Source organism: Streptomyces sp. NPDC006368 (assembly GCF_040612535.1).
Classification (GTDB): Bacteria; Actinomycetota; Actinomycetes; order Streptomycetales; family Streptomycetaceae; genus Streptomyces.
In genome coordinates this window covers 17,191-42,249 of sequence record NZ_JBEXQK010000051.1, presented here as the reverse complement: position 1 = coordinate 42,249, position 25,059 = coordinate 17,191, and the positions used below count along the sequence as shown (strand labels likewise).

The 25,059-nt window shown below is 72.0% G+C and carries 21 protein-coding genes; 6 read left to right on the top strand and 15 right to left on the bottom strand.

Going from position 1 to position 25,059, the window contains the following annotated elements:
- Positions 1-188 precede the first annotated feature (188 nt).
- Positions 189-323, bottom strand: coding sequence for a hypothetical protein (locus ABZZ38_RS27060; protein ID WP_356744569.1), 135 nt, complete (start codon positions 321-323; stop codon positions 189-191).
- A gap of 250 nt (positions 324-573) precedes the next feature.
- On the bottom strand, positions 574-1,119 hold the full coding sequence (locus tag ABZZ38_RS27055; RefSeq protein ID WP_356744568.1) for a GNAT family N-acetyltransferase: 546 nt from the start codon (positions 1,117-1,119) through the stop codon (positions 574-576).
- An 87-nt stretch (positions 1,120-1,206) separates the two neighbouring features.
- Here ABZZ38_RS27055 and ABZZ38_RS27050 point away from each other — a divergent pair, with 87 nt between their 5' ends.
- The gene (locus ABZZ38_RS27050; RefSeq protein ID WP_356744566.1) at positions 1,207-1,368 is read left to right on the top strand and encodes a hypothetical protein; all 162 of its coding nucleotides are present in this window, start codon (positions 1,207-1,209) and stop codon (positions 1,366-1,368) included.
- A gap of 75 nt (positions 1,369-1,443) precedes the next feature.
- On the opposite strand, the gene pruA is transcribed toward ABZZ38_RS27050, so the two are convergent.
- Positions 1,444-3,075: an L-glutamate gamma-semialdehyde dehydrogenase gene (gene pruA / locus ABZZ38_RS27045; RefSeq protein ID WP_356744564.1), complete on the bottom strand. Its 1,632-nt coding sequence runs from the start codon at positions 3,073-3,075 to the stop codon at positions 1,444-1,446.
- 16 nt (positions 3,076-3,091) lie between these two features.
- Positions 3,092-4,018, bottom strand: coding sequence for a proline dehydrogenase family protein (locus ABZZ38_RS27040; RefSeq protein WP_356744562.1), 927 nt, complete (start codon positions 4,016-4,018; stop codon positions 3,092-3,094).
- A gap of 183 nt (positions 4,019-4,201) precedes the next feature.
- On the opposite strand from ABZZ38_RS27040, the gene ABZZ38_RS27035 reads away from it, so the two are divergent.
- Positions 4,202-5,359, top strand: a complete 1,158-nt coding sequence (locus tag ABZZ38_RS27035) for a helix-turn-helix domain-containing protein (RefSeq protein ID WP_356744560.1) — start codon at positions 4,202-4,204, stop codon at positions 5,357-5,359.
- Between the two features lie 100 nt (positions 5,360-5,459).
- On the opposite strand, the gene serA is transcribed toward ABZZ38_RS27035, so the two are convergent.
- From serA to ABZZ38_RS27005, 6 genes are all read right to left on the bottom strand, one after another.
- Positions 5,460-7,061, bottom strand: a complete 1,602-nt coding sequence (gene serA / locus ABZZ38_RS27030; protein WP_356744559.1) for a phosphoglycerate dehydrogenase — start codon at positions 7,059-7,061, stop codon at positions 5,460-5,462.
- Between the two features lie 238 nt (positions 7,062-7,299).
- Positions 7,300-8,301, bottom strand: coding sequence for a ketol-acid reductoisomerase (gene ilvC, locus ABZZ38_RS27025; RefSeq protein WP_356744557.1), 1,002 nt, complete (start codon positions 8,299-8,301; stop codon positions 7,300-7,302).
- Positions 8,302-8,403: 102 nt separating this feature from the next.
- Positions 8,404-8,928, bottom strand: a complete 525-nt coding sequence (ilvN, locus tag ABZZ38_RS27020; protein ID WP_137993189.1) for an acetolactate synthase small subunit — start codon at positions 8,926-8,928, stop codon at positions 8,404-8,406.
- A gap of 21 nt (positions 8,929-8,949) precedes the next feature.
- Complete coding sequence (locus ABZZ38_RS27015; RefSeq protein ID WP_356744555.1) at positions 8,950-10,803, bottom strand: acetolactate synthase large subunit; 1,854 nt, start codon at positions 10,801-10,803, stop codon at positions 8,950-8,952.
- A 231-nt stretch (positions 10,804-11,034) separates the two neighbouring features.
- Positions 11,035-13,986, bottom strand: a complete 2,952-nt coding sequence (locus ABZZ38_RS27010; RefSeq protein WP_356744553.1) for an EAL domain-containing protein — start codon at positions 13,984-13,986, stop codon at positions 11,035-11,037.
- 318 nt (positions 13,987-14,304) lie between these two features.
- Positions 14,305-15,255, bottom strand: a complete 951-nt coding sequence (locus tag ABZZ38_RS27005; RefSeq protein WP_356744551.1) for a 2-hydroxyacid dehydrogenase — start codon at positions 15,253-15,255, stop codon at positions 14,305-14,307.
- A 47-nt stretch (positions 15,256-15,302) separates the two neighbouring features.
- On the opposite strand from ABZZ38_RS27005, the gene ABZZ38_RS27000 reads away from it, so the two are divergent.
- The 3 genes from ABZZ38_RS27000 (at position 15,303) to ABZZ38_RS26990 (ending at position 17,772) form a co-directional block, all read left to right on the top strand.
- Complete coding sequence (locus tag ABZZ38_RS27000; protein ID WP_356744549.1) at positions 15,303-16,322, top strand: aldo/keto reductase; 1,020 nt, start codon at positions 15,303-15,305, stop codon at positions 16,320-16,322.
- A gap of 114 nt (positions 16,323-16,436) precedes the next feature.
- A complete protein-coding gene (locus ABZZ38_RS26995; RefSeq protein WP_356744547.1) occupies positions 16,437-17,582 on the top strand; it encodes a PQQ-dependent sugar dehydrogenase in 1,146 nt (381 codons plus the stop codon).
- A 13-nt stretch (positions 17,583-17,595) separates the two neighbouring features.
- Positions 17,596-17,772: a DUF6191 domain-containing protein gene (locus ABZZ38_RS26990; RefSeq protein ID WP_356744545.1), complete on the top strand. Its 177-nt coding sequence runs from the start codon at positions 17,596-17,598 to the stop codon at positions 17,770-17,772.
- 67 nt (positions 17,773-17,839) lie between these two features.
- Here the strand turns inward: ABZZ38_RS26990 and ABZZ38_RS26985 are convergent, their stop codons facing one another.
- The 4 genes from ABZZ38_RS26985 to ABZZ38_RS26970 all read right to left on the bottom strand — a co-directional run bounded on the left by ABZZ38_RS26985 (position 17,840) and on the right by ABZZ38_RS26970 (position 23,012).
- Positions 17,840-20,869 carry an AAA family ATPase gene (locus tag ABZZ38_RS26985; protein WP_356744543.1) on the bottom strand — a complete coding sequence of 1,010 codons (3,030 nt, stop codon included), beginning with the start codon at positions 20,867-20,869 and terminating at the stop codon, positions 17,840-17,842.
- A 59-nt stretch (positions 20,870-20,928) separates the two neighbouring features.
- Positions 20,929-21,111, bottom strand: coding sequence for a hypothetical protein (locus ABZZ38_RS26980; protein WP_356744541.1), 183 nt, complete (start codon positions 21,109-21,111; stop codon positions 20,929-20,931).
- 773 nt (positions 21,112-21,884) lie between these two features.
- Complete coding sequence (gene ppk2, locus ABZZ38_RS26975) at positions 21,885-22,832, bottom strand: polyphosphate kinase 2 (RefSeq protein WP_356744539.1); 948 nt, start codon at positions 22,830-22,832, stop codon at positions 21,885-21,887.
- A gap of 9 nt (positions 22,833-22,841) precedes the next feature.
- A complete protein-coding gene (locus tag ABZZ38_RS26970) occupies positions 22,842-23,012 on the bottom strand; it encodes a DUF5670 family protein (RefSeq protein WP_356744537.1) in 171 nt (56 codons plus the stop codon).
- Between the two features lie 130 nt (positions 23,013-23,142).
- Here ABZZ38_RS26970 and ABZZ38_RS26965 point away from each other — a divergent pair, with 130 nt between their 5' ends.
- On the top strand, positions 23,143-23,316 hold the full coding sequence (locus ABZZ38_RS26965; protein WP_356744535.1) for a CsbD family protein: 174 nt from the start codon (positions 23,143-23,145) through the stop codon (positions 23,314-23,316).
- A gap of 215 nt (positions 23,317-23,531) precedes the next feature.
- On the opposite strand, the gene gatB is transcribed toward ABZZ38_RS26965, so the two are convergent.
- On the bottom strand, positions 23,532-25,046 hold the full coding sequence (gene gatB, locus ABZZ38_RS26960) for an Asp-tRNA(Asn)/Glu-tRNA(Gln) amidotransferase subunit GatB (RefSeq protein WP_356744533.1): 1,515 nt from the start codon (positions 25,044-25,046) through the stop codon (positions 23,532-23,534).
- Between the last annotated feature and the right edge of the window lie 13 nt (positions 25,047-25,059).

Below are 25,059 nucleotides of genomic sequence, written 5' to 3'. Positions count from 1 at the left end.
CATCCTGCGGGAGGACCGCGCGAAGGACCTTCAGGCCCTGAGCCACGACTTCCCGGCCGATGCCGTCACCGGGGATCACTGCGAGATTGATGCTGCGAGACATGTCGGCACCCTACTCCCCGTCCCATAGCCTGACACTCACGGTCCACCATGTGGACGCGGTCGTGGTGGGTCCCTCCGGCGCCGGCTCAGTGGCCGGTGGCGCCGCCGTTGTCCCGGCGGTCGAGGGCGCGCTGGAGCGCGGCGGCGGCGTTCTCGCGCTCGGTGTCGGTGGGGCGGGGGGCGGCGTGACGGACGCGACGGCGGGCGGTCTCAGCGGCCATGGTGGTCGACTCCTCGGGATCAGAGCGAGATCAGAGCGGGATCAGAGCTGATCGGAGCGCCGGAAGGGGCGGGGAGCGCTGCCGCAGGGGTGACCTGCCGGGGGCACGCGCGCTCTCGACCGCCATTCGCTTGATGGAGCGAGACGTTCGGCTCCTACAACGCTACGCGCGGGCGGAGTCTCTGTCTCCACAATTACTCGGACTTCCTACTATCTGAGACGGCACCTGCCCTGACCTGGGCAAGCCGTTGTCACAGCACGTCGCCGTCGCGCCAGTCGAACACCAGTGACCCGCTTTCCGGACCCGGCAGCGCCCGCCCGGCCGCCGGGCGCAGATACGTCGAGTCCTCCTCGTCCGGCAGGTGCGCGACGCCGCCCGGCCCGTACACCTCCACCCGGCCGTTCCACAGCTGCCAGCCGCGCGCCCGGTACAGCTCGGCGCCCTCCTCCGACGCGGACAGCGCGCCGAACGCGTACGCCCCGTCGACGACCTCCTCCAGCGCCGCCATCACCCGGCCGCCCATCCCCTGCCGGCGCCGGTCCGCGCGTACCGCGACCGCCTCCACGTACCCGACGCGGTACGCGCGCCCCGCGTGCACCACGCGCCGCATGATCACGCTGCCGTGCGCGGCGATGCCGTGCTCGTCCTCGACGTAGGCGTGGACGCCGCCGAGCCCGTGGTCCCAGTCCTCGTCGCCGAAGTCCCCGTCGTACGCGGCGGTCAGCATCTCGCGTATCGCGGCGAGGGTGGCACGGCTGAGCTCGTAGGTGTGGGCGGTGCGCAGTGACTCGGTCATACGGCCACTCTGGCAGCACGGGTACTCGGAGGTCATGCGAGTACGCGGCGCGTGGTGGTGATCCGGCCGTCGGTCGGGGGTTAGGGCATGCCCACGAACGGCCTCTGCGCCCTCAAGCCCTGGTACGCGGACCGGCCCGCCGGAGCGCGCGGTGCGCTCGCCCGCCGCGCGGTGTCGCCCGACGCCCTCACCGCGGCCGGTCCCGGGTGCACGCCGGGCCGGTCACTGATCGTCGCCGGCCGGCGGTGACACGAAGACCGCCCCCGCCCGGCGTGGGGGCCGGAGGGGGGCGGTGCTCGGAGGGGCCGTGGCCCGGGGGGGGCGTCAGCCCATGTGCGGGTACGTGTAGTCCGTCGGCGGGACCAGCGTCTCCTTGATGGCGCGGGTCAGCGTCCAGCGCATCAGGTTCTGCGGGGCGCCCGCCTTGTCGTTCGTACCCGAGGCGCGGCCACCGCCGAAGGGCTGCTGGCCGACGACGGCGCCGGTCGACTTGTCGTTGATGTAGAAGTTGCCCGCGGCGTACCGCAGCTTCTCCATCGTGTACGCGGCGGCGGCGCGGTCGCCCGCGATGACCGAGCCGGTCAGCGCGTACGCCGACGCCGACTCCATCTGCTCCAGCATCGCGTCGTACCGGTCGTCCTCGTAGACGTGGACGGCGAGGATCGGGCCGAAGTACTCCGTGGTGAAGACCTCGTTCTCCGGGTCCGTGCACTCGATGACGGTCGGGCGGACGAAGTACCCGACCGAGTCGTCGTAGGTGCCGCCGGCGACGATCGTGCAGGACGGGTCGGCCTTGGCCCGGTCGATGGCGGCCTTGTTCTTGGCGAAGGCACGCTCGTCGATGACGGCGCCCATGAAGTTCGTCAGGTCGGTGACGTCACCCATGCGGATGGAGTCGACCTCGGCCGCGAACTCCTCCTTGAAGCCGGAGTTCCAGATCGAGGCCGGGATGTACGCGCGGGAGGACGCCGAGCACTTCTGGCCCTGGTACTCGAAGGAACCACGGGTCAGCGCGGTCTTCAGGACGGCGCGGTCGGCGCTCGGGTGGGCGACGACGAAGTCCTTGCCGCCCGTCTCACCGACGATGCGCGGGTAGGAGCGGTACTTCTCGATGTTGGTGCCGACCGTCTTCCACAGGTGCTGGAAGGTCTTCGTCGACCCGGTGAAGTGGATGCCGGCGAGCATCGGGTGGTGCAGGGCCACCTCGGAGACGGCGATGCCGTCGCCCGTCACCAGGTTGATGACGCCCTTGGGCAGCCCGGCCTCCTCCAGCAGCCGCATGAGCAGCACGGCTGCGTGGGTCTGCGTCGGGGACGGCTTCCAGACCACCACGTTGCCCATCAGGGCGGGGGCGGTGGGCAGGTTGCCCGCGATGGCCGTGAAGTTGAACGGCGTGATCGCGTAGACGAAGCCCTCCAGCGGGCGGTGGTCCAGGCGGTTCCACACGCCCGGCGAGTTCGCCGGCGGCTGCTCCGCGAGCAGGTCACGGGCGTACTTGACGTTGAAGCGCCAGAAGTCGACGAGCTCGCACGGGGTGTCGATCTCGGCCTGCTGGACGGTCTTGGACTGGCCGAGCATGGTCGAGGCGGCCATGGTCTCGCGCCACGGGCCGGCCAGCAGCTCGGCGGCGCGCAGGATGATCGCCGCGCGGTCGTCGAAGGACATCGCGCGCCACGCCGGGGCGGCGGCCAGCGCCGCGTCGATCGCGTCCTGCGCGTCCTGCCGGGTGGCGCCGGCGAAGGTGCCGAGGACCTTGGCGTGGTTGTGCGGCTGCACGACGTTCACGCGCTCACCGCCGCCCATCCGCTTGACGCCACCGATGGTCATCGGGAGGTCGATGGGGTTCTCGGCCAGCTCCTTGAGCCTGGCCTCCAGACGGGTGCGCTCGGCCGAGCCGGGGGCGTAGGTGTGGACCGGCTCGTTGACGGGAGCGGGGACCTGGGTCACAGCGTCCATGAGTTCCGTAACTCCTTCAGTTCTTGGTGATCATCGAGCGGACGAAGAACAGCAGGTTGGCCGGCTTCTCCGCGAGGCGGCGCATGAAGTACCCGTACCAGTCGGTTCCGTACGCGGTGTAGACGCGCATCCGGTGACCTTCGGCGGCGAGCCGTACGTGCTCGTCGCTGCGGATCCCGTACAGCATCTGGAACTCGTACTCGTCCAGTTTGCGCCCGGCGCGGCGCGCGAGCTCCTGGGTGATGGCGATGAGCCGCGGGTCGTGCGACCCGATCATGGGGTAGCCGTCGCCCTCCATGAGGATCTTCAGGATGCGGACGTACGCCTTGTCGATCTCGCCCTTGTCCTGGTACGCGACGGAGGCGGGCTCCTTGTAGGCGCCCTTCACGACGCGGACGCGGCTGCCGTTCGCGGCGAGGCGGCGGGCGTCCTCCTCGGTGCGGAAGAGGTACGCCTGGATCACGCAGCCGGTCTGCGGGAAGTCCTTCCGCAGCTCCTCGTGGATGGCGAACATCGAGTCGAGGGTGGTGTGGTCCTCCGCGTCCAGGGTGACCGTGGTGCCGATCGCGGCTGCCGCGTCGACGACCGGGCGGACGTTGGCGAGCGCCAGTTCATGGCCGCCCTCCAGCGCCTGGCCGAACATGGACAGCTTCACCGACATCTCGGCCTTCGGCCCGTAGCCCAGGTTCTTGAGGTGCTCGATGAGCTCCAGGTACGCGTCGCGAGCGGCGAACGCCTGCTCCCGGGTGGTGATGTCCTCGCCGACCACGTCCAGGGTGACCTCCAGGCCCCTGGCGATGGTCTCCCGCACGATCGGTACCACCTGCTCGACCGTCTCCCCCGCGATGAAGCGGTCGACGACCTGCTTGGTGCCCGGCGCGGCAGAGACGAAACGGCGCATTCTGTCGCTGCGCGACGCGGCGAGGATCACGGGACCCAGCACGGGGCACCTCCACGGAACAGGTGTCGAAGGGGGCTGAACGGAACGCGTCCGAAACAGCACGGAGAACCACCGTGAAACCTAAGGATCGCTCCGATGCTCTGCCATCGACACCTGTCACGCATCCGTGCCACTCATCTCATACAGATGTATGAAGACCTGTTCGTCCGGTGCGAGAATGTCCGGGTGAAGGCGGATTACCAGGACCTGGTCGACGAGATCTCGGCGCTGCTCGGCGCTCCCGCCACGCTGGAGAACCGGGACTTCGGGCTCATCGCCTTCGGCGCCCACGACAGCGACGACGACACCGCGATGGACCCCGTCCGCACCCGGTCGATCCTGACCCGGAAGTCCACCCCCGCGGTGCGCGCCTGGTTCGAGGGCTTCGGCATCACCCGGGCGCCCGGCCCGGTCCGCATCCCGGCCGCCCCCGACGCGGGCGTCTTCCGGGGCAGGATCTGTCTGCCGGTACGCCATCGGGGCGTCGTCCTCGGGTACGTCTGGCTGCTGGACGCCGACCCCGGGCCCTCGCCCGACCGGCTGACGGCGGCGATGGAGGTGGCGTCGCGGATCGGGGCGCTGCTGGCGGACGAGGAGCGGGCGGGCGCGGACCTCTCGCGCGAGCTGCGCGCGGTGCTGACGGCCGAGCGGGGCTGGCAGTACGACATGGCGCTGACCGCCCTGCGCACGGCGCTCGGCCCGGACGCGGACGGCCTGCACGCCCTGGTGTGCGTCGCCCCCTGGCCGGACGGCGACAGCCCTTCGGTGCGTACGGCCCCGGGGGCGGCGGCCCTGTGCGCGGTGGAGTGGCGATCCCCGGCGACGCACGCCCTGGCGGCCCTGATCCGCCTCCGGTCGGCCGACGCCCTCTCCCCCGCCCTCACCGCGGCGGACCGCCTGCGCGACGCGGCGACGGGCACGGGGCCCGCTCCCGGCCCCGTCGCCGGGATCGCCGAACCGCGGCGCGGGCTGGCCGGCCTCGGCGACGCGTGGCGCGAGGCCGGCTCCGCCGCCCGCGCGGCCGTGGCCCAGCCCCGGCTCGGGCCGGTCGCGCGGTGGTCGTCGATCGGGCCGTACCGCCTCCTGACCGCACTCCCCCCGGCCCCTGACGACGACCCGGCGGTGCGCGCCCTGCTCACCCCCGCCCACCGGGAACTGGCCCGCACCGCCGAGGTGTTCCTCGACAGCGCCGGCCAGGCGGGCCGCACCGCCGCCGCCCTGGGTATCCACCGCCAGACGCTCTACTACCGCCTCTCCCGCGTCGAGCAGCTGACCGGCCTGGACCTCGACGACGGCGAGGACCGGCTGCTCCTCCACATGGCCCTGAAGTCCGCCCGGCTCTGACGCCCCGCCCCGGCCGCCCCCGGTTCTCACGCCCCCGCATACGCGCCGGCCCCCGGACGACGGGCGTCCGGGGGCCGGGGGAGTTGCTGGTGTACGGGCGTCAGACGAGGTTCACCGAGCGGGCCGACGTCGCGCCGACCTCCTCCGCGACCTCCGCCAGCACGTGCGGCGGGACCGTGTCGTCGACGGTGAGGACCGCGAGCGCCTCGCCGCCCTCCTCCGCGCGGGCGACCTGCATGCCCGCGATGTTGAGGCCCGCCTCGCCGAGGATGCGGCCGACGGTGCCGACGACACCGGGACGGTCCTCGTACCGCAGGACGACCATGTGGTCGGCGAGGGCGAGGTCCACGTCGTAGTCGCCGACGGCGACGATCTTCTGAAGGTGCTTCGGGCCGGCCAGGGTGCCGGAGACCGCGACCTCCTCGCCGCCCGAGAGGGTGCCGCGGACGGTGACCACATTGCGGTGGTCCGGGGACTCCGAGCTCGTGGTGAGACGGACCTCGACACCGCGCTCCTGCGCGAACAGCGGGGCGTTGACGTACGACACCGTCTCGTCGACGACGTCCTCGAAGACGCCCTTGAGCGCGGACAGTTCGAGCACCTTGACGTCGTGCTGGGTGATCTCGCCGTACACCTCGACGTCGAGCCGGACCGCGACCTCGCCCGCCAGCGCGGTGAAGATCCTGCCGAGGCGCTCGGCGAGCGGCAGACCCGGCTTGACGTCCTCGGCGATCACCCCGCCCTGGACGTTGACCGCGTCCGGGACGAGCTCACCGGCGAGGGCGAGCCGCACGGAGCGGGCGACGGCGATACCGGCCTTCTCCTGCGCCTCGTCCGTCGACGCGCCCAGGTGCGGGGTGCAGACGACCTGGTCGAGCTCGAACAGCGGCGAGTCGGTGCAGGGCTCCTTGGCGTACACGTCGAGGCCGGCGCCGGCGACCCGGCCCTCCTTGAGCGCCGCGTACAGCGCCTCCTCGTCGACGATCCCGCCGCGCGCGGCGTTGACGATGCGGACCGTCGGCTTGACCTTGTGCAGCGCCTCGTCACCGATGAGGCCGAGCGTCTCGGGGGTCTTCGGCAGGTGGACGGTGATGAAGTCGGAGACCTCCAGCAGCTCGTCCAGCGAGAGCAGCTTGACGCCCATCTGCGCGGCGCGCGCCGGCTGGACGTAGGGGTCGTAGGCCACGATCTTCATGCCGAAGGCCGACATGCGCTGGGCGACCAGGACGCCGATGCGGCCGAGGCCGACGACGCCGAGGGTCTTCTCGCTGAGCTCGACGCCGGTGTACTTGCTGCGCTTCCACTCGCCGTTCTTCAGGGCGGTGTTGGCCTGCGGGATGTTGCGCGCGGTGGCGACGACCAGGCCGCAGGCGAGCTCCGCGGCGGTGACGATGTTGGACGTCGGGGCGTTGACGACCATGACGCCGGCCTTGGTGGCGGCGGGGACGTCGACGTTGTCCAGACCGACGCCGGCGCGGGCGACGACCCTCAGCTTGTTCGCGGCGGCGATGGCCTCGGCGTCGACCTTGGTGGCGGACCGCACCAGGATCGCGTCCACATCCGCGATGGCGGGGAGCAGTTCGGCCCGGTCGGCGCCGTTGCAGTGCCGGATCTCGAAGTCCGGGCCCAGCGCGTCGACCGTGGCGGGCGACAGCTCTTCAGCGATCAGTACAACCGGCTTTTGGGGGGGATGCGAGCTCACGTGGGTCCTCACAAGTCCAGTGCGGACGGCCGTCCCGACGGCCGCAGGCGGTGGAGGGGGCTTGCCGCGTGGAAGACGCACGACGCTGTGGGCCTGACGCGTTGTTGTTGAGAAGTGTAGTGCGGGTGGGTGGGATCTTTTCCGCCATGGCGGAAGGATCACCCGTCCGTGGTTGGCCTGGGTGTCCAACGACGGGGGCGGCGGGTCCGGACGTGTTCCGGACCCGCCGCCGCGAGGCTTACGCCTCCTCGTTGTCCACCCAGCTCATGAGCTTGCGCAGCTCCTTGCCGGTGGTCTCCAGCAGGTGCTCGGAGTCCTGCGTCTTGTACTCGTTGTACTTCTTCAGACCGCCGTGGTACTCGTCCATCCAGTTCTTGGCGAACGTGCCGTCCTGGATCTCGGCGAGGACCTTCTTCATCTCGGCCTTGGTGGCGTCCGTGATGATGCGCGGGCCGGTGACGTAGTCGCCCCACTCGGCGGTCTCGGAGACCGACCAGCGCATCTTCTCCAGGCCGCCCTCGTACATCAGGTCCACGATCAGCTTCAGCTCGTGGAGGCACTCGAAGTACGCGATCTCCGGCTGGTAGCCGGCCTCGACCAGGGTCTCGAAGCCCGCCTTCACCAGAGCGGACGCTCCACCGCACAGCACGGCCTGCTCACCGAACAGGTCGGTCTCGGTCTCCTCGGTGAAGGTCGTCTTGATGACACCCGCGCGGGTGCCACCGATGGCCTTGGCGTACGACAGGGCCAGCGCGAACGCGTTGCCGCTGGCGTCCTGCTCGACGGCGGCGATCGCGGGGACGCCGCGGCCCTCCTCGTACTGACGGCGGACCAGGTGGCCCGGGCCCTTCGGGGCGACGAGGGCGACGTCGATGCCCGCGGGGACCTTGATGAAGCCGAAGCGGACGTTGAAGCCGTGGGCGAAGAACAGCGCGTCGCCGTCCTTCAGGTTGTCCTTGATGGACTCCTCGTAGACCTGGGCCTGGATCGGGTCCGGGATCAGCACCATGATCAGGTCGGCCTCGGCGGCGGCCTCCGCCGGCGTGACCACGCGCAGGCCCTCCTCCTCGGCCTTCGCCTTGGACTTGGAGCCCTCGTGCAGACCGACGCGGACGTCGACACCCGAGTCACGGAGCGACAGCGCGTGGGCGTGGCCCTGGCTGCCGTAACCGATCACCGCGACCTTGCGGCCCTGGATGATGGACAGGTCGGCGTCGTCGTCGTAGAACAGCTCGGCCACTGGGTTTCTCCTTGTTGACTGGTCTTGCTGGTTGTGCGCCCCACCGTACGGTGGGGAGGGAGGACGGGGTTGGGGGGTCTCGCCACGCGAGAAGCGCCGTGGCTACGCCGACCGGTCGAGGGCGCGCAGGCTGCGGTCCGTGATGGACCGGGAGCCACGCCCTATGGCGATCGTGCCGGACTGGACCAGCTCCTTGATGCCGAACTGCTCCAGCATCTTCAGCATCGCGTCCAGCTTGTCACTCGAACCGGTGGCCTCGATCGTGACCGCCTCGGGCGACACGTCCACGGTCTTGGCGCGGAACAGCTGGACAATCTCGACGATCTGGGAGCGCGTCTCGTTGTCGGCGCGGACCTTCACCAGGACGAGCTCGCGCTGGATCGCGGCGCTGGGCTCAAGCTCGACGATCTTCAGGACGTTGACCAGCTTGTTGAGCTGCTTGGTCACCTGCTCCAGCGGCAGGTCCTCGACGTTGACCACGATGGTGATGCGGGAGATGTCGGGGTGCTCGGTGACGCCGACGGCGAGCGAGTCGATGTTGAACCCGCGGCGGGAGAAGAGGGCGGCGATCCGGGCGAGGATGCCGGGCGTGTTCTCCACCAGGACGGAGAGCGTGTGCTTGGACATGTTCTTTGACTCAGCTCTCTCTCAGTCGTCTTCGCTGTCGCCGAAGTCGGGACGGACACCACGGGCGGCCATGACCTCGTCGTTGGAGGTGCCGGCGGCGACCATGGGCCAGACCTGGGCGTCCTCGTGGACGATGAAGTCGATGACGACCGGGCGGTCGTTGATGGCGTTGGCCTCGGCGATGACCTTGTCCAGGTCCTCCGGGCGCTCGCAGCGCAGGGCCACACAGCCCATGGCCTCGGACAGCTTGACGAAGTCCGGGATCCGGGTGCCCGCGCTCGGCTCCCGGCCGGTCGCCTCCGGGCCGGAGTGCAGCACGGTGTTGGAGTAACGCTGGTTGTAGAAGAGGGTCTGCCACTGGCGGACCATCCCGAGGGCGCCGTTGTTGATGATGGCGACCTTGATCGGGATGTTGTTCAGGGCGCAGGTGACCAGTTCCTGGTTGGTCATCTGGAAGCAGCCGTCACCGTCGACGGCCCACACGGTGCGGTCCGGCATGCCTGCCTTGGCGCCCATGGCGGCCGGCACGGCGTACCCCATCGTCCCGGCGCCGCCGGAGTTCAGCCAGGTGGCGGGCTGCTCGTAGTCGATGAAGTGGGCGGCCCACATCTGGTGCTGGCCGACGCCGGCCGCGAAGATCGTGCCCTCGGGGGCGAGCTGCCCGATGCGCTGGATGACCTGCTGCGGGGCGAGCGAACCGTCGTCGGGCTGGTCGTAGCCGAGCGGGTAGGTCTCGCGCCAGCGGTTGAGGTCCTTCCACCAGGCGGTGTAGTCGCCGGTGTTGCCCTCGGTGTGCTCGGCCTGGACGGCCTGGACCAGGTCGGCGATGACCTCGCGGGCGTCGCCGACGATGGGCACGTCCGCCGCGCGGTTCTTGCCGATCTCGGCCGGGTCGATGTCCGCGTGGACGATCTTGGCGAAGGGGGCGAAGCTGTCCAGCTTGCCGGTGACGCGGTCGTCGAAGCGGGCGCCCAGGGCGACGATCAGGTCGGCCTTCTGGAGGGCGGTGACGGCCGTGACGGCACCGTGCATGCCGGGCATGCCCACGTGCAGCGGGTGGCTGTCGGGGAACGCGCCCAGCGCCATCAGGGTGGTGGTGACGGGCGCCTGGGTCAGCTCGGCGAGGACCTTCAGCTCGGCGGTGGCGCCGGCCTTCAGGACGCCGCCGCCGACGTACAGGACGGGGCGCCTGGCCTGGATGATCAGCTTGGCGGCCTCGCGGATCTGCTTGGCGTGCGGCTTGGTCACCGGGCGGTAGCCGGGCAGGTCGAGCTGCGGCGGCCAGCTGAAGGTCGTACGGGCCTGGAGGGCGTCCTTGGCGATGTCGACCAGGACCGGGCCGGGGCGGCCGGTGGAGGCGATGTGGAACGCCTCGGCGATCGTCTTCGGGATGTCCTCGGCCTTGGTGACCAGGAAGTTGTGCTTGGTGATCGGCATGGTGATGCCGCAGATGTCCGCCTCCTGGAAGGCGTCCGTGCCGATCGCCTTGGAGGACACCTGACCGGTGATCGCGACCATCGGGACGGAGTCCATGTGGGCGTCGGCGATCGGGGTGACCAGGTTGGTGGCGCCGGGACCGGAGGTCGCCATGCAGACGCCGACCTTGCCGGTGGCCTGGGCGTAACCGGTCGCGGCGTGGCCCGCGCCCTGCTCGTGGCGCACCAGGATGTGACGGACCCTGGTGGAGTCCATCATCGGGTCGTAGGCCGGGAGGATGGCACCGCCGGGGATGCCGAACACCGTGTCGGCACCCACTTCCTCGAGAGAGCGGATGAGGGACTGCGCACCCGTGACGTGCTCAACGGTGGCGGAGTGCTGTCCGCCGCTACGGGCCCGCGGCTGCGGATGGTGGGCCCCGGTGGCCTGCTCGGTCATCGGCATTCTCTTCTCGAAGCTGAGGGTTTTCGCTGGGTGGTTCGCGAGGTTCGACTGGTGTGGCGGGGTGCCAGTGCAACAAAAAACCCCTCGTGCCGTGAGGCAAGCGAGGGGAGCGCGCCGGTGTGGGTCCGCACGGCCATCAAGAGGCCGTGCTCAGCCGACGCGCTTTCCAAGTACGAGAATTCGGGTGCGCATGGCATTGACCCTCCACCCGGCGCGCTACCAGTGTCAAGTGGGTGGGACGCGCGTCTCATTATGTGAGCGCATCGAGGGAAGCCCGGCGGGCAGTGGGGCCGGCAGGCGGCCCGGCCCGGTGCAGCCGGCGAGGACGGGCGGGGTGACGCCGTCGGGGACGGTGAAGGCGTTCCTCGCGAGCACGCGGCGCAGCCGGTACTCGTCGAGCGGCCCCGCGAAGGCCGTTCCCTGCCCATGTCCGCATCCCATCGCGCGCAGCGCCAGCACCTGCTCCGGTGCGTCGACGCCGTCGGCCACCGACTGCATGCCGAGGTCGCGGGCGATCCGGAGCAGCCCGCTGGTGATCTTGTGCAGTCGAGCGGACTCGGCCACACCTTCGACCAGACCTCTGTCCAGTTTCAGTATGTCCACCGGGAGGCGGCGCAGCGCGGTGATGGCGGCGTAACCACTGCCGAAGCCGTCCAGGGCGATGCGTACGCCCAGCCTGCGCAGGGCCACCAGGCGCTGTTCCAGCCCGTCGAAGGAGATCCGCGGGTCGCTGTCGGCGAGCTCGACGATGAGCGCGCCGGGGGGCAGCGCGTGGTGGGTGAGCAGGGCTTCGACGACCGGGACCGACAGCGACCGGTCGAGCAGCCCGCCGGCGGTGAGACGGACGCTGACGGGCGCGTGGTGGCCCAGCCGGCGGCGCTCGGCTGCCTGCTCGACGGCCTGCTCCAGCAGCCACGGGGCGAGTTCGCCGACGCGCTCGCCCTCATCGGCCGCCCGGAGGAAGTCGGCGGGGCTGAAGAGGATGCCCTGGCTGGAACGGCGGCGCGGATGGGCGGCGACGGCGGCGACCCGCCCGGTGGCGAGGTTCACCACGGGCTGGTGCAGGAGCGTGAAGTCGCCGCTCCCCAGGGAGGTGCGCGCCGCGTCGTCCCCGAGCGCGGCACGGGGGATCTCGCCCTTGAGGGGGGTGCGCGGCCGGGCCTCGGCCTTCGGGCGGCGTCCCGCCTCCGCCTGCATGTGCGGGGCGTACAGCTCCACCCGGTTCTTGCCGCCGGCCTTGGCCCGGTACATGGCCAGGTCGGCGTTGCGCAGGAGGTCCCCGGCGCTGATGCCGGGCTCGGCGAAGGCGACGCCGATGGAGGCGGCGATGCGCACCTCGCGGCCTTCGACGCGGTAGGGCTCCGAGAGCGTGAGCCGGAGCCGGTCGGCGATCTCGTGGACCTGGAGCTCGCGGGCGACCTGGTCCTGGCCGCCGTCGCCCACGATGAGCGCGGCGAACTCGTCGCCGCCGAGGCGGGCGGCGGTGTCCCCGGCCCGTACGGAGTCCTGGAGGCGGCGGGCCGCCTGGACGAGCAGCTCGTCACCGGCCTGGTGCCCGAGCCGGTCGTTGACGCCCTTGAAGCCGTCGAGGTCGATGAAGAGCACGGCGGTCCCGGAGTCGCCGGAACGGCGCCCGCCGAGGGCCTGGCGGACCCGCTTGGTGAACAGGGCCCGGTTGGGCAGTTCGGTGAGCGGGTCGTGTTCGGCGTTGTGCTGGAGCTGGGCCTGGAGGCGTACCCGTTCGGTGACGTCCCGGCTGTTGAAGATCAGGCCGCCCTGGTGCCGGTTGACGGTCGACTCGACGTTGAGCCACTCGCCGGTGCCGGACTTGAAGCGGCACTCGATCCGGGTGGTGGGCTCCTCCGCGGGGGATGCGGCGAGGAAGCGGCGTACCTCGTGGACCACGGCGCCGAGGTCGTCCGGGTGGATGAGGGAGGCGAGCTCGGAGCCGATGAGCTCGTCGGCCTCGCGTCCGTACACCCCGGAGGCGGCCGGGCTGACGTAGTGCAGGACACCGGTGGGCGCGGCGATCATGATGACGTCGCTGGAGCCCTGCACGAGGGACCTGAAGTGGTTCTCCTTCTGGGCCAGTTCGTGGGTGAGGGCGATGTTGTCGACGAGCATGATGCCCTGCCGGACGACGAGGGCGAGCACGACCGTGCAGCCGGTGAAGACCACGACACGGTCCACGCGGCGCCCCTCGATGACGTTGTAGAGGATCCCGAGGGTGCAGACGGCCGCCGCCAGGTACGGCGTGAGGGCGGCGAGCGAGCCCGCGACCGGCCGGCTGGGGTGGCGGGGATGGTGGCGCGGGCCGCGGCGCGGGGCCGCCCTGTCCACGGTGCGGCGCGCCCCCCAGGGGGCGTACGCGAGGAGCAGCGACCCGGCGAACCAGCCGGCGTCCAGGAGCTGGCCGGAGCGGTAGCTCTCGCGCAGCAGCGGCGAGGTGAACAGGGCGTCGCACAGGACGGTCAGGGCCAGGGCCGCGATGGCCGTGTGGACGGCGGAGCGGTTGGCCTGGGAGCGCCGGAAGTGCAGCGCGAGCACCATGCTGACCAGCACGATGTCGAGCAGCGGGTACGCGAGGGAGAGCGCGGCCCGGGCGACGCTCTCGCCCTGGAAGCGCGCCGTGTGGGTGAGGGCGAGGCTCCAGGAGAGCGTGAGCAGGGAGCCGCCGATGAGCCAGGCGTCCAGCCCGAGGCACACCCAGCCGGCCCGGGTGACCGGGCGCTTGGCGAGCACCAGCAGGCCGACGATGGCGGGCGGCGCGAAGAGCAGGAAGAACAGGTCGGCGACGGAGGGGCTCGGGACCGGCCGCTCCAGGACCACTTCGTACCAGCCCCAGACGCCGTTCCCCGCGGCGGCCATGGCGGAGGAGAACGAGAACAGCAGCCAGGCCGGCCGGAAGCGGCTGCCAGGCGCGCGTGCGTAGAGGAAGCACGAGACGGAGGCGGTGAGGGCGGCCAGGCTCAGGCCGAAGTCCCCCATGACCAGGGCCGTTTCCTCGGAGCCCCAGCCGACCGCGGCCCCGGTGGCGTAGGCCGCGCTGGCGAGGGCGAGCGCGAGCTGCCAGAGCAGCGCCCTGGGCGCCGCACCGCCGGCCGGGCGGCCGGTTCCCCGTCCGGGCCCGCCGCGCGGGGCGGGCGGTCGCTCGATGAGCGCTCCCGGGGCGTTCACCGGAACGCCCCGGTGAACGCCTGCCGCCGGGGCCGCCGCGCCACGGGGCGGGGCGCTGTCCGCGTCCCCGCGCCGGACGATCGCAGCCGAGTGCCCCGTCGCGTCGGTTCGTTGGTCCATCGACCGTGCATCGCCCGTCGCCCCCCTCGGTTTCTGATCGCAATCACGTCGCTCCCCCGCGTCGTTACTGGCTCGACGCGTCCCCCCAGATCGGGACGATACACCAGATCCGTCACTCAGGGACAGGGGTTCTCTACGCTCCGTGACGATCATCGGAGTTACGGCCGCGTACCGCGCGCATTCGGCTCCGGAGCGTGGTCATGTGGTAGTGAGCACCTCGTTCCGCAGCGGCTCTGCCTGTGCGAATCGGGTGAGCTGCGCGGCGAGCAGCCGCTTGGCGCGCGGCATGAAGGCCGACGTGGAGCCGCCGACGTGGGGGCTGATCAGCACACCGCGCGCGTGCCACAGAGGGTGGCCGGCGGGCAGCGGCTCCGGGTCGGTGACGTCGAGGGCCGCCGTGATCCGGCCCTGCCCGGTCTCGGCGAGGAGCGCCTCGGTGTCGACGACGGGGCCGCGGGAGACGTTCACCAGCAGCGCGCCGTCCTTCAGCCGGGCGAGGAACGCGGCGTCGGCCAGGTGGCGGGTGTCGGGGGTCAGGGGGGTGGAGAGGATCACCACGTCGGCGCCGGGGAGGAGCCCGGGGAGGTCGCCGAGCGCGTGGACGGGGCCGCGCTCGGTGGCGCGGGCGGAGCGCGCGACGCGTACGACCCGCGCGCACTCGAAGGGCGCGAGCCGGTCCTCGATGGCGGCGCCGATGGAGCCGTACCCCACGATCAGGACGGACTTGTCGGCCAGCGCCGGGTAGAAGCCGTCCCGCCACTCCTCGCGGTCCTGGCCGCGCACGAAGCCGGGGATGCCGCGCAGCGAGGCCAGGATCAGCGCCAGGGTGAGCTCGGCCGTGCTGGCCTCGTGGACGCCCTTGGCGTTGCAGAGCGCCACGCCGGGCGGCAGGGAGCCGAGGCCCGGGGTCACGTGGTCTATGCCGGCCGAGAGCGTCTGGACGACGCGTACGGAGGTCATGGCGGCGAGCGGGCGGACCGCGACCCCCATGGGCTTCATGTACGGCACGACGTAGAAGGCGCAGTCGGCGGGGTCGGCGGGGAAGTCCGGGTCACCGTCCCAGAAGCGGTAGGTGAGGCCGGACGCGGCCGGGTCGGGGAGCCCGTCGATCTCGTCGGCCGGAATGGGGAGCCACACGTCGGTAGTCATGGTCAGGAGGTTAGTTTGGGGAGCGGCACGAGGAGGGGTACGGGGAGTTGGAGCGCAGGACAATCGGGGCGACGGCGCTCGAAGTGGGTGCGATCGGCCTGGGCTGCATGCCGATGAGCTGGGCCTACAGCGCCTCTCAGCAGCGCGGCGACCGCTCCGTGCGTACCGTGCACGCCGCGCTCGACGCCGGTGTGACCCTGCTCGACACGGCCGACATGTACGGGCCGTTCACCAATGAGCTGCTGTTGGGGCGGGTGCTCAAGGAGCGGCGCGGGGAGGCCTTCGTGTCGACGAAGTGCGGGCTGCTCGTCGGGGATCAGCACATCGTCGCCAACGGCCGTCCCGGGTACGTGCGGCGGGCGTGCGACGCCTCGCTGCGACGGCTGCAGACGGACGTCATCGATTTGTACCAGCTGCACCGCGCCGATCCGGAGGTGCCCGTCGAGGAGACGTGGGGCGCGATGGCGGAGCTGGTGACGGCGGGGAAGGTGCGGGCGCTCGGGCTGTGCGCGATGGGGGTGCGCCCGGTGCGGCGCGGCGGGGCGGACTCCGGTGCGGACTTGTATGACGGAACGATTCGCCAGCTGGAGCGGGTGCAGCAGGTGTTCCCGGTGAGCGCTGTGCAGGCGGAGCTGTCGGTGTGGTCCCGGGAGGCGCTGGGGCGGCTGCTGCCGTGGTGCGATTCGCGGGGCGTGGGCTTCCTGGCGGCGATGCCGCTGGGCAACGGTTTCCTGACGGGGACGCTGACACCGGGCGGCGGTTTCGAGCCGCAGGACCTGCGGGCCCGGCACCCGCGTTTCACGGCCGAGATGATGGCCGCGAACCAGCCGGTGGTGGCGGGCCTGCGGCGGGTGGCCGAACGGCACGGCGGCGCGGCGGCGGGGGTGACACCGGCGCAGGTGGCGCTGGCGTGGGCGCTGAGCCGTGGGCGGCACGTGGTGCCGGTGCCGGGTACGAAGCGGGAGCGGTGGGCGGTCGAGAACGCCGGTGCGGCGGCCCTGACGCTGACGGCCGAGGACCTGGCGGAGATCGGGGCGCTGCCGCCGGCGCGGGGTTCGTGGGACTGACGGCCGGCCGATCGCGTGGGGACGGGGCCCCGGTCCGCGTGAGCCGTGTATCAAGAGTGTCATGCAGCTCGCACCGCCCCGGCGGAAGGGATTCGTACTGTGCAACGTCCTGCTGTGACGGCCGTGTTGGCCGCAGCCGCGCTGGTGTTCGCGGCCGGTTGTTCGGGTGGCGGCGAGGAGAGACCGGAGGACGGCCGGAGCGCCGCGTCGCGGACCGCCTCCCCTTCCGCCGCGCCGGCTTCGCCCTCCCCCACGGCGCCGCCCGCGAAGGGTGCCGTGAAGGTGGTGCGGACGCTCACCGAGGGGCTGAAGTCGCCCTGGGGGCTGGCGGCGCTGCCCGACGGGGACCTGCTGGTCTCCTCGCGCGACGAGGGCACGATCACGCGCGTCGACGGGGAGAGCGGCAAGCAGACCGTGATCGGGTCCGTGCCGGGGGTGGCCCCGGCGGGCGAGGGCGGCCTGCTGGGGCTCGCGCTCTCCCCCTCGTACGCCTCCGACCACCTGGTCTACGCGTACTTCACCACCGAGTCGGACAACCGCGTCGCCCGCATGCTGTACGACGAGAAGAAGCCGGCCGGGCAGCAGCTGGGCGCGCCGGACACGGTCCTGCGCGGCATCCCCAAGGGTGTGGTCCACAACGGCGGGCGGATCGCCTTCGGGCCCGACGGGATGCTGTACGCGGGCACGGGCGAGACCGGTGAGACGGGGCTGGCGCAGGACAGGGCGTCCCTGGGCGGCAAGATCCTGCGGATGACCCCGGACGGGCGGCCGGTCCACGGCAACCCGTCCGCGGACTCCGTCGTCCACTCCTGGGGGCACCGCAATGTGCAGGGTCTGGCGTGGGACGCGGACAAGCGGCTGTGGGCGGCGGAGTTCGGGCAGAACACCTGGGACGAGCTGAATCGCGTCGAGCCCGGCAAGAACTACGGCTGGCCGGAGGTGGAGGGCAAGGGCGGCAGGTCCGGGTTCGTCGACCCGGTGGCCCAGTGGAGGACGGCCGACGCCTCACCGAGCGGCATCGCGTACGCCGCGGGCTCCATCTGGATGGCGGGGCTGCGGGGCGAGCGGCTGTGGCGCGTCCCGCTGGCCGGAGCGGAACCTTCCGCGGAGCCCCAGGCGTTCCTCGGCGGGGAGTACGGCCGGCTGCGCACGGTGCTGGCCGCGGGCGGGAACAAGCTCTGGCTGGTGACCAGCGAGACGGACACCCGGGGCACCCCGGGACCGGGCGACGACAGGATCCTCCTGCTGGAGGTGGTCTGAGAGGCGGCAGCCGGTGTTCAACCCGATCGAAGAGCTCTTCGCGCCGGGGCGCAAGCACACGGACGACGAACAGCGCCGCACCGCGCTCACGAGGGAGGACGCCGGCGACGGCGACCCCTCGCGCGGCCCGATCGACCTCGCCTCGGGCACGGTGACGATCCGCGTCGCTCCCCCGCCGCAGGAGCCTTGACGGGCCCGGCGCCGGCACCCGGCCGGCACCCGGTGGCCAGGAGAGCCCCTCCCACCGTGGCTAGCAGCTAGCTCCGCACCGCCGCCGGGAGCAGGTGGAGGCGGTGGGCCAGGGCCGCCGCCTCACCGCGGCCGGAGACGCCCAGCTTGGCGAGGATGTTGGAGACGTGGACGCTCGCCGTCTTCGGCGAGATGAACAGCTCCTCCGCTATCCGACGGTTGGTGCGGCCCGCCGCGACCAGGCGCAGCACGTCCAGTTCGCGCGGGGTCAGGCCGAAGCCGTCCCCCGGCTCGGGGTCCGGCTCCGGCTCGGCGGCCGGTGCCGTCAGCGAGAGACGGGCGCGGGCCGCCAACAGCTCCACGTCCTCGCACAGCGGGCGGGCACCGAGGTGGACGGCGACCAGGTGGGCGTCGCGCAGCAGCGCGGCGGCGCGGTCGCGGTGACCGCCCCCGGCGAGCAGGGCGTCCGCCCAGCGGTGCCGGACGCGGGCGAGGTCGTACGGGCGCTCCAGCGGGCCGAAGGCGACGGTGACCTCCGCCCAGCGGTCGGCGTCGGCGCTCCCCTCGGCGCGGGCGAGTTCGGCGGCGACGAACAGCGCGTGGGCGTGCCACACCGGGACGGGCGTGGCGAGCTGTTTCGCGTACGTGCGGATGAGCTCCAGCGCCTCGGGGCGCCCCTCCGCCGCGGAGGGCAGACCGCGGGCGTCCGCCTCGGCGGTGGCGGCGACGAGCAGCAGCGGCCACGCGTACCGGTGGCTGCCGGTGGGGAACCCCGCCTTCGCCGCCTCGGCGAGACCGGCCCGTACGGCGGTGATGCGGCCCTCCGCGGCGGCGACGCCGAGCTCGACCTGGGCCATGGGCAGCAGGTACTGCATCATCGGGTCGTGCGTGCCGTACGCCTCGCGGGCGAGCGCCAGGCGTTCACGGGCCACCGCCGGCTCGCCGCGGAGCCAGGCCAGGTGGGCGCGCTTCAGGTGCGCTCCGGCCCGTGGCTTGGAGCTGTAGGCGATGCGCTGGAGGCGGTCGGCGCCCTCGCTCGCCCGGTCCCAGTGGCCAAGGGAGATCCGTGACTCGACGAGGTTGTTGAGGACCCAGCCCTCGCTGTCCAGGAGGCCGCTGCGCTGCGAGTAGGCGATGCCCTCGGCGGCCACGTCGGCGGACTCCCGGGAGCGCCCGACGGCCTCCAGGCAGGAGGAGATGTTGGTGTACGAGCGGCCCGCCTCATTGCGCAGGCACAGCTCGCGGGTGCGGTCCCGTACCGCGTACATCTCGGCGAGGCCCGCCTCGATGTCGCCCGCGTCGACCATGAGGCCGCCGAGGGTGAGGCGGGCGTTGAGCTCGATCGGCTCTGCCCTGACGAGGCGGGCGTACTCGACGGCCCGTTGGGCGGCGGCCAGGCTCTCGCGGCCGGGCGCGTGCAGCATGCCCCAGCCGGCCGCGACGGCCAGGACCTGGGCGTGGACGGCGGACGGTGGCAGGCCGCGGACGAGCTCCTGCGCGGTGGCGATCTCGGCCCAGCCGTCGCCGCGGCCCAGGTTCGACATGAGCCGGGAGCGCTCGGTCCAGAACCAGGCGGCGCGCAGGTGGTCGTTCTCCTCCTCAAGGAGCCGCAGCGCGCGCTTGACGATCTTCAGGGCCCGTTCCCGCTCGCCGCACAGGCGGGCGGCGACGGACGCCTCCGCGAGCAGGTCGAGGTAGCGCAGCGCGGTGGTGTCGGATTCGCAGCCGCACGCCGGGTACGCCTCCGCGTGGTCGATGGGCCGCAGGGACTGGCGTACGTCCCCGGGGACGTCGTCCCACAGCTCCATCGCCCGCAGCAGCAGGCCCAGTTGCTCGGCGTAGGCGTGCCTCTTGCGGGTCTCCACGGCGGCGCGCAGGACGACGGGCAGGGCCTTGGCGGCGTCATGGGCGTGGTACCAGTAGCTGGCGAGCCGGGCGGTGCGCACGTCGGCCCGTACGAGCGCGGGCTCCGCCTCCAGCGCCTCGGCGTAGCGCCGGTTGAGGCGGGAGCGCTCGCCGGGCAGCAGGTCGTCGCTGACGGCCTCGCGCACCAGGGAGTGGCGGAAGCGGTAGCCCTCGCCGTCGGGGACGGCGAGCAGGATGTTGGCGTTGACGGCGGCCCGCAGCGCCTCGATGAGGTCGTCCTCGGGCAGCCGGGCGACGGCGGCGAGCAGACCGTACTCGACGGTGGAGCCGCCCTCCGCGACGATCCGGACGACCTTCTGGGCGTCGTCGGGGAGCCGTTCGACGCGGACGAGCAGCAGGTCGCGCAGGGAGTCGCTGAGCTCGCCCCCGTCGCCGCTCTCCTGGCAGACGACGAGCTCCTCGACGAAGAAGGCGTTGCCGTCGGAGCGGCGGAAGATGTCGTCCACGAGGGCGGGGGCCGGCTCGGCCCCCAGGATGCCGGTGAGCTGGCGGTGGACCTCGGTGCGGGTGAAGCGGGCCAGCTCGATCCGGAGCACGGTGCGCGTGCGGTCCAGCTCGGCGAGCAGGGGCCGCAGCGGGTGGCGGCGGTGGATGTCGTCGGCGCGGTAGGTGCCGACGACGACGAGCCGGCCGCGCCGCAGCGTGCGGAAGAGATAGGCGAGCAGGTGGCGGGTGGAGGCGTCGGCCCAGTGCAGGTCCTCCAGGGCGAGGACGACCGTGCGGTCGGTGGCGACGCGCTCCAGGAGACGGACGGTGAGCTCGAAGAGCCGGGCGGTGCTGTCCTCGTTGTGCGGCTCGTGGCCGCCGGCGTCGGCGCTCAGTTCGGGCAGCAGGCGGGCCAGTTCGCCCTCCTGGCCCTCCGCGGCGGCGGCCAGTTCGTCGGGCAGCGTGCGGCGCAGTGAGCGCAGCGCGGTGGAGAACGGCGCGAAGGGCAGGCCGTCCGCGCCGATCTCGACGCAGCCGCCGACGGCGACGACCGCGCCCTGGCGGCGGGCCTCGTCGAGGAACTCCTCCAGGAGCCGGGTCTTGCCGACACCGGCCTCGCCGCCCACGAGCAACGCCTGCGGCTCTCCCGCGGCGGCGCGGGAGAGCGCATCGGTGAGCGCGGTCAGTTCACCGGCTCTGCCGACGAACACCGGGCTGACGGACCTGGTTTCCACGCCGCCGAGCATCGCACAGCCCTGCGACCACGCGGCACCCCATTTCGGGACGGTCGGCGCCGGCGCGGGTCTCACGCGGCCCGGACGAGGCGGCTCCGGGTGGTGTTCACCCGCCCTTCGGGGTCGTTGCCGCCGGACCGGCGGGCGGTGCGGCGCGCCTTGCGCCCGGCCCGCGCGAGCCCGGCCAGCCGGCGCGCGTCGGCCTCCCGGACGAGCTCGGCGTGGCGGGTCAGGTGGAGTTCGTACGCGAACATCGTGTGCTCCCTGGTTGAGGCGGGACGTGCTGTGTGCCTCAACTCTCGCTCTGCGAGGGCACCTCCCACATCGGGAGAGTGACGCATCCTGGGCCCCCGGGGGGCCTTAGGGAGGTCGGCGGGGCACCCGGGGGGCGTCTTGGGGAGTGCCGTAGGAAGGGTGGTCCGGGGGGAGGGCCGCTCAGGGGTGGCGGCCCCGGGGGGCGCGTCGTTCGGGGTGGAGGCGACCGGACCTCCGTGCCGAGGCGCTCAGGGGTGGCGGCCCCGGGGGGCGCGTCGTTCGGGGGTGGAGGCGACCGGACCTCCGTGCCGAGGCGCCCGGCGACGTCGGTGCTCACCGTGGTGCGCGGGGGCAGGAGGCGACCGGTCATGCGACGCGGCGCGTGCCGGGCGCGTCAACCGCCCGGGGCATCGCGCGGGCCGCGCGGGTGACCGGGCCCGCGTCCGGCGGCGGAGGGTTCCGGCCGGCAGCCCGCCCCACGGCACGAGCTCGCCGCCCTCGCTCGCGGGCTGTCCGGCGGTCCTCGCCGGGAGGTCGCACGGCGCTCGGGGGCTTCGACGCTGAGGCGCGGCGGGATGCGGTCGAGCCGGCCCGGCAGCCACCGGTTGGCGCGTGAACGGTGGGCCCGGCGGCCGGTACACGCCAGGCAGGCATGATCCATCGAACACCGGGCAGGAGCACCTCACCCCCCACGGGACGGAACCGGTCCCGCTGATGGCCCCGCCGCCGCCTTCGAGGACGCGGCGGGGCCATCACCACGAGAGGGCTCGGCTCAGGTGCGCGGGTGCTCGCCGGGCCCGGTGGGGGTCGGGGCGAGCGGCGTGGGCGACAGGGCGCTGTCCTCCTCACCGGGCTCCAGCAGGGTGTCCGCGGCTCCGACGATCAGCGGGTCGGGCTTCCCGACGACCGCGGGGTCCTTCCGCGCGTAGTCGACGCGCCACAGCAGATGCCGCATGGCCTCCAGCCGCGCCCGGCGCTTGTCGTTGCTCTTGACGACCGTCCACGGCGCCTCGTGCGTGTCGGTCGCCCGGAACATCGCGACCTTCGCCTTGGTGTAGTCGTCCCACCGGTCGAGAGAGGCGAGATCGGTCGGGGACAGTTTCCACTGCCGCACCGGATCCACCTGCCGTATCGCGAAACGCGTACGCTGTTCCGACCGGGAAACCGAGAACCAGAATTTGACCAGGATGATCCCGTCGTCGACCAGCATGCGCTCGAATTGCGGGCATTGCCGCAGGAACAGCTCGTACTGCTCCGGCGTGCAAAAACCCATCACCTTTTCCACCCCGGCCCGGTTGTACCAGGAGCGGTCGAAGAAGACGATCTCGCCCGGAGCGGGCAGATGGGCGACGTAACGCTGGAAATACCACTGCCCGGTTTCCCGCTCACTGGGTTTGTCCAACGCGACGACGCGGGCGCCGCGGGGGTTGAGGCGTTCCATGAACCGCTGGATCGTCCCGCCCTTGCCCGCGGCGTCCCGGCCTTCGCAGATCACGATCAGCCGTCCACCGGTGTCCTTGACCCACCGCTGGAGCTTCAGCAGCTCTATCTGCAGCACCCGCTTGGTGCGCTCGTACTCGGCGCGCCGCACCTTGCGGTCGTACGGGTAGTTCTCCCGCCAGGTCCGGATCGGCTTGCCCTCTCCGTCCAGCAGGATCGGCTGCTCGGGCCGGCTGTCGTCAACGGACAGACCGTCCAGCAGCTCGTTGTCCCGGTCCACCGGAATCGCCTACCAGCGATACCAGCGGCCGCGTGTCCCACTGGGTCCTGTGGAGCGCATCACGAAGCCGAGCAGCCAGACCACCAGAACGATCACGGCGATCCACCACAGAGCCTCCAATGCGAATCCCGCACCGAAAAGGATCAGGGCCAGCAGAAGAACGAGAAGCAAAGGAACCATTGTTGTCCACCTCCGCTCCGCCTTATGCCCCGGAAGGGTGACGACACACCTTGAGAACATTCTGTTTGATGACGCCGTCGACGGCTACACGAACGGTGTTCATCGATCCCCCGTCGAAGGAGTGGTCCTCGTGTCCGCAAGCGAAAAGGCCAAGGCCAAGACCGAGCAGGGCAAGGGCAAGCTGAAGGAAGCCGCAGGCCGGGTGTCGGGTGACGAGGAGCTGACCGCGGAAGGCCGGGCCGAGCAGTCCAAGGGTGACGTCCGTCAGGCGAAGGAGAAGGGCAAGGACGCCTTCAAGCGGTAGCCGGACGATTTCCCGTATGACGCGGGCATGACCCACGCGATACGGGGCACAAGCACGGCACCCCCCTGGGACAGCGAGCTGTCCCCCCTCGGCCCCCTGCCGCCCTCCCCCCCCTCGGCGGCAGGGGGCCGTGCGTGTGCCACCGCGTCGGTGGGACGCGCCCGGCCCCCGTACGTGTGACGTACGGGGGCCGGACGGCGTGTGCGCGGTGGGCGTCAGCCCTCGCTCACACCCAGCTTCTGAAGGATGAGCTCACGGACGCGCGCCGCGTCCGCCTGGCCCCGGGTGGCCTTCATCACCGCGCCCACCAGGGCGCCGGCCGCCGCGACCTTGCCGGCGCGGATCTTGTCCGCGATGGCCGCGTTGGCGGCGATCGCCTCGTCCACGGCCGCGCCGAGCGCGCCCTCGTCCGAGACGACCTTCAGGCCGCGCTTCTCGACGACGGTGTCCGGGTCGCCCTCGCCGTTCAGCACGCCCTCGATGACCTGGCGGGCCAGCTTGTCGTTGAGATCGCCGGACGCGACGAGCTCGGTGATGCGCGCGACCTGGGCCGGTGTGATGGGCAGCGCGTCCAGCGACGTGCCGGATTCGTTGGCGTTACGCGCCAGCTCACCCATCCACCACTTGCGCGCCTGGTCGGCCGGGGCGCCCGCCTCGGTCGTGGAGACGATCAGGTCGACCGCGCCCGCGTTCAGAATGGACTGCATGTCGTGCTCGGAGACGCCCCACTCCTCGCGCAGCCGGTTGCGGCGCACGCGCGGCAGCTCCGGCAGGCCTGCGCGCAGCTCCTCGACCCACTCGCGGGACGGGGCGACGGGGACGAGGTCGGGCTCCGGGAAGTACCGGTAGTCCTCGGCCTCCTCCTTCACACGGCCGGACGTCGTGGAGCCGTCGTCCTCGTGGAAGTGGCGGGTCTCCTGGACGATCGTGCCGCCCGCGTTCAGCACGCCGGCGTGGCGGCTGATCTCGAACCGTACGGCCCGCTCGACGCTGCGCAGCGAGTTGACGTTCTTCGTCTCCGAACGCGTGCCGAACTTCTCGGTGCCGTGCGGGCGCAGCGACAGGTTCACGTCGCAGCGCATCTGGCCCTGCTCCATGCGGGCCTCGGAGACGCCGAGCGCCTTGATGACCTCGCGCAGCTCCGCGACGTACGCCTTGGCGACCTCGGGAGCGCGCTCACCGGCGCCGACGATCGGCTTGGTGACGATCTCGATCAGCGGGATGCCGGCGCGGTTGTAGTCGAGCAGGGAGTGGGACGCGCCGTGGATACGGCCGGTGGCGCCGCCGACGTGCGTCGACTTGCCGGTGTCCTCCTCCATGTGGGCACGCTCGATCTCCACGCGGAAGACCTCGCCGTCCTCCAGCTGGACGTCCAGGTAGCCGTTGAAGGCGATCGGCTCGTCGTACTGCGAGGTCTGGAAGTTCTTCGGCATGTCCGGATAGAAGTAGTTCTTCCGGGCGAAGCGGCACCATTCGGCGATCTCGCAGTTGAGGGCGAGGCCGATCTTGATGGCGGACTCGACGGCGGTGGCGTTGACCACCGGCAGGGAGCCCGGCATGCCGAGGCAGGTGGGGCAGGTCTGCGAGTTGGGCTCGGCGCCCAGCTCGGTCGAACAGCCGCAGAACATCTTGGTGCGGGTGCCGAGTTCGACGTGCACCTCGAGGCCCATGACGGGGTCGTAGGCGGCGAGGGCGTCCTCGTACGACACCAGCTCAGTGATGACGGTCACGGTGAAACTTTCC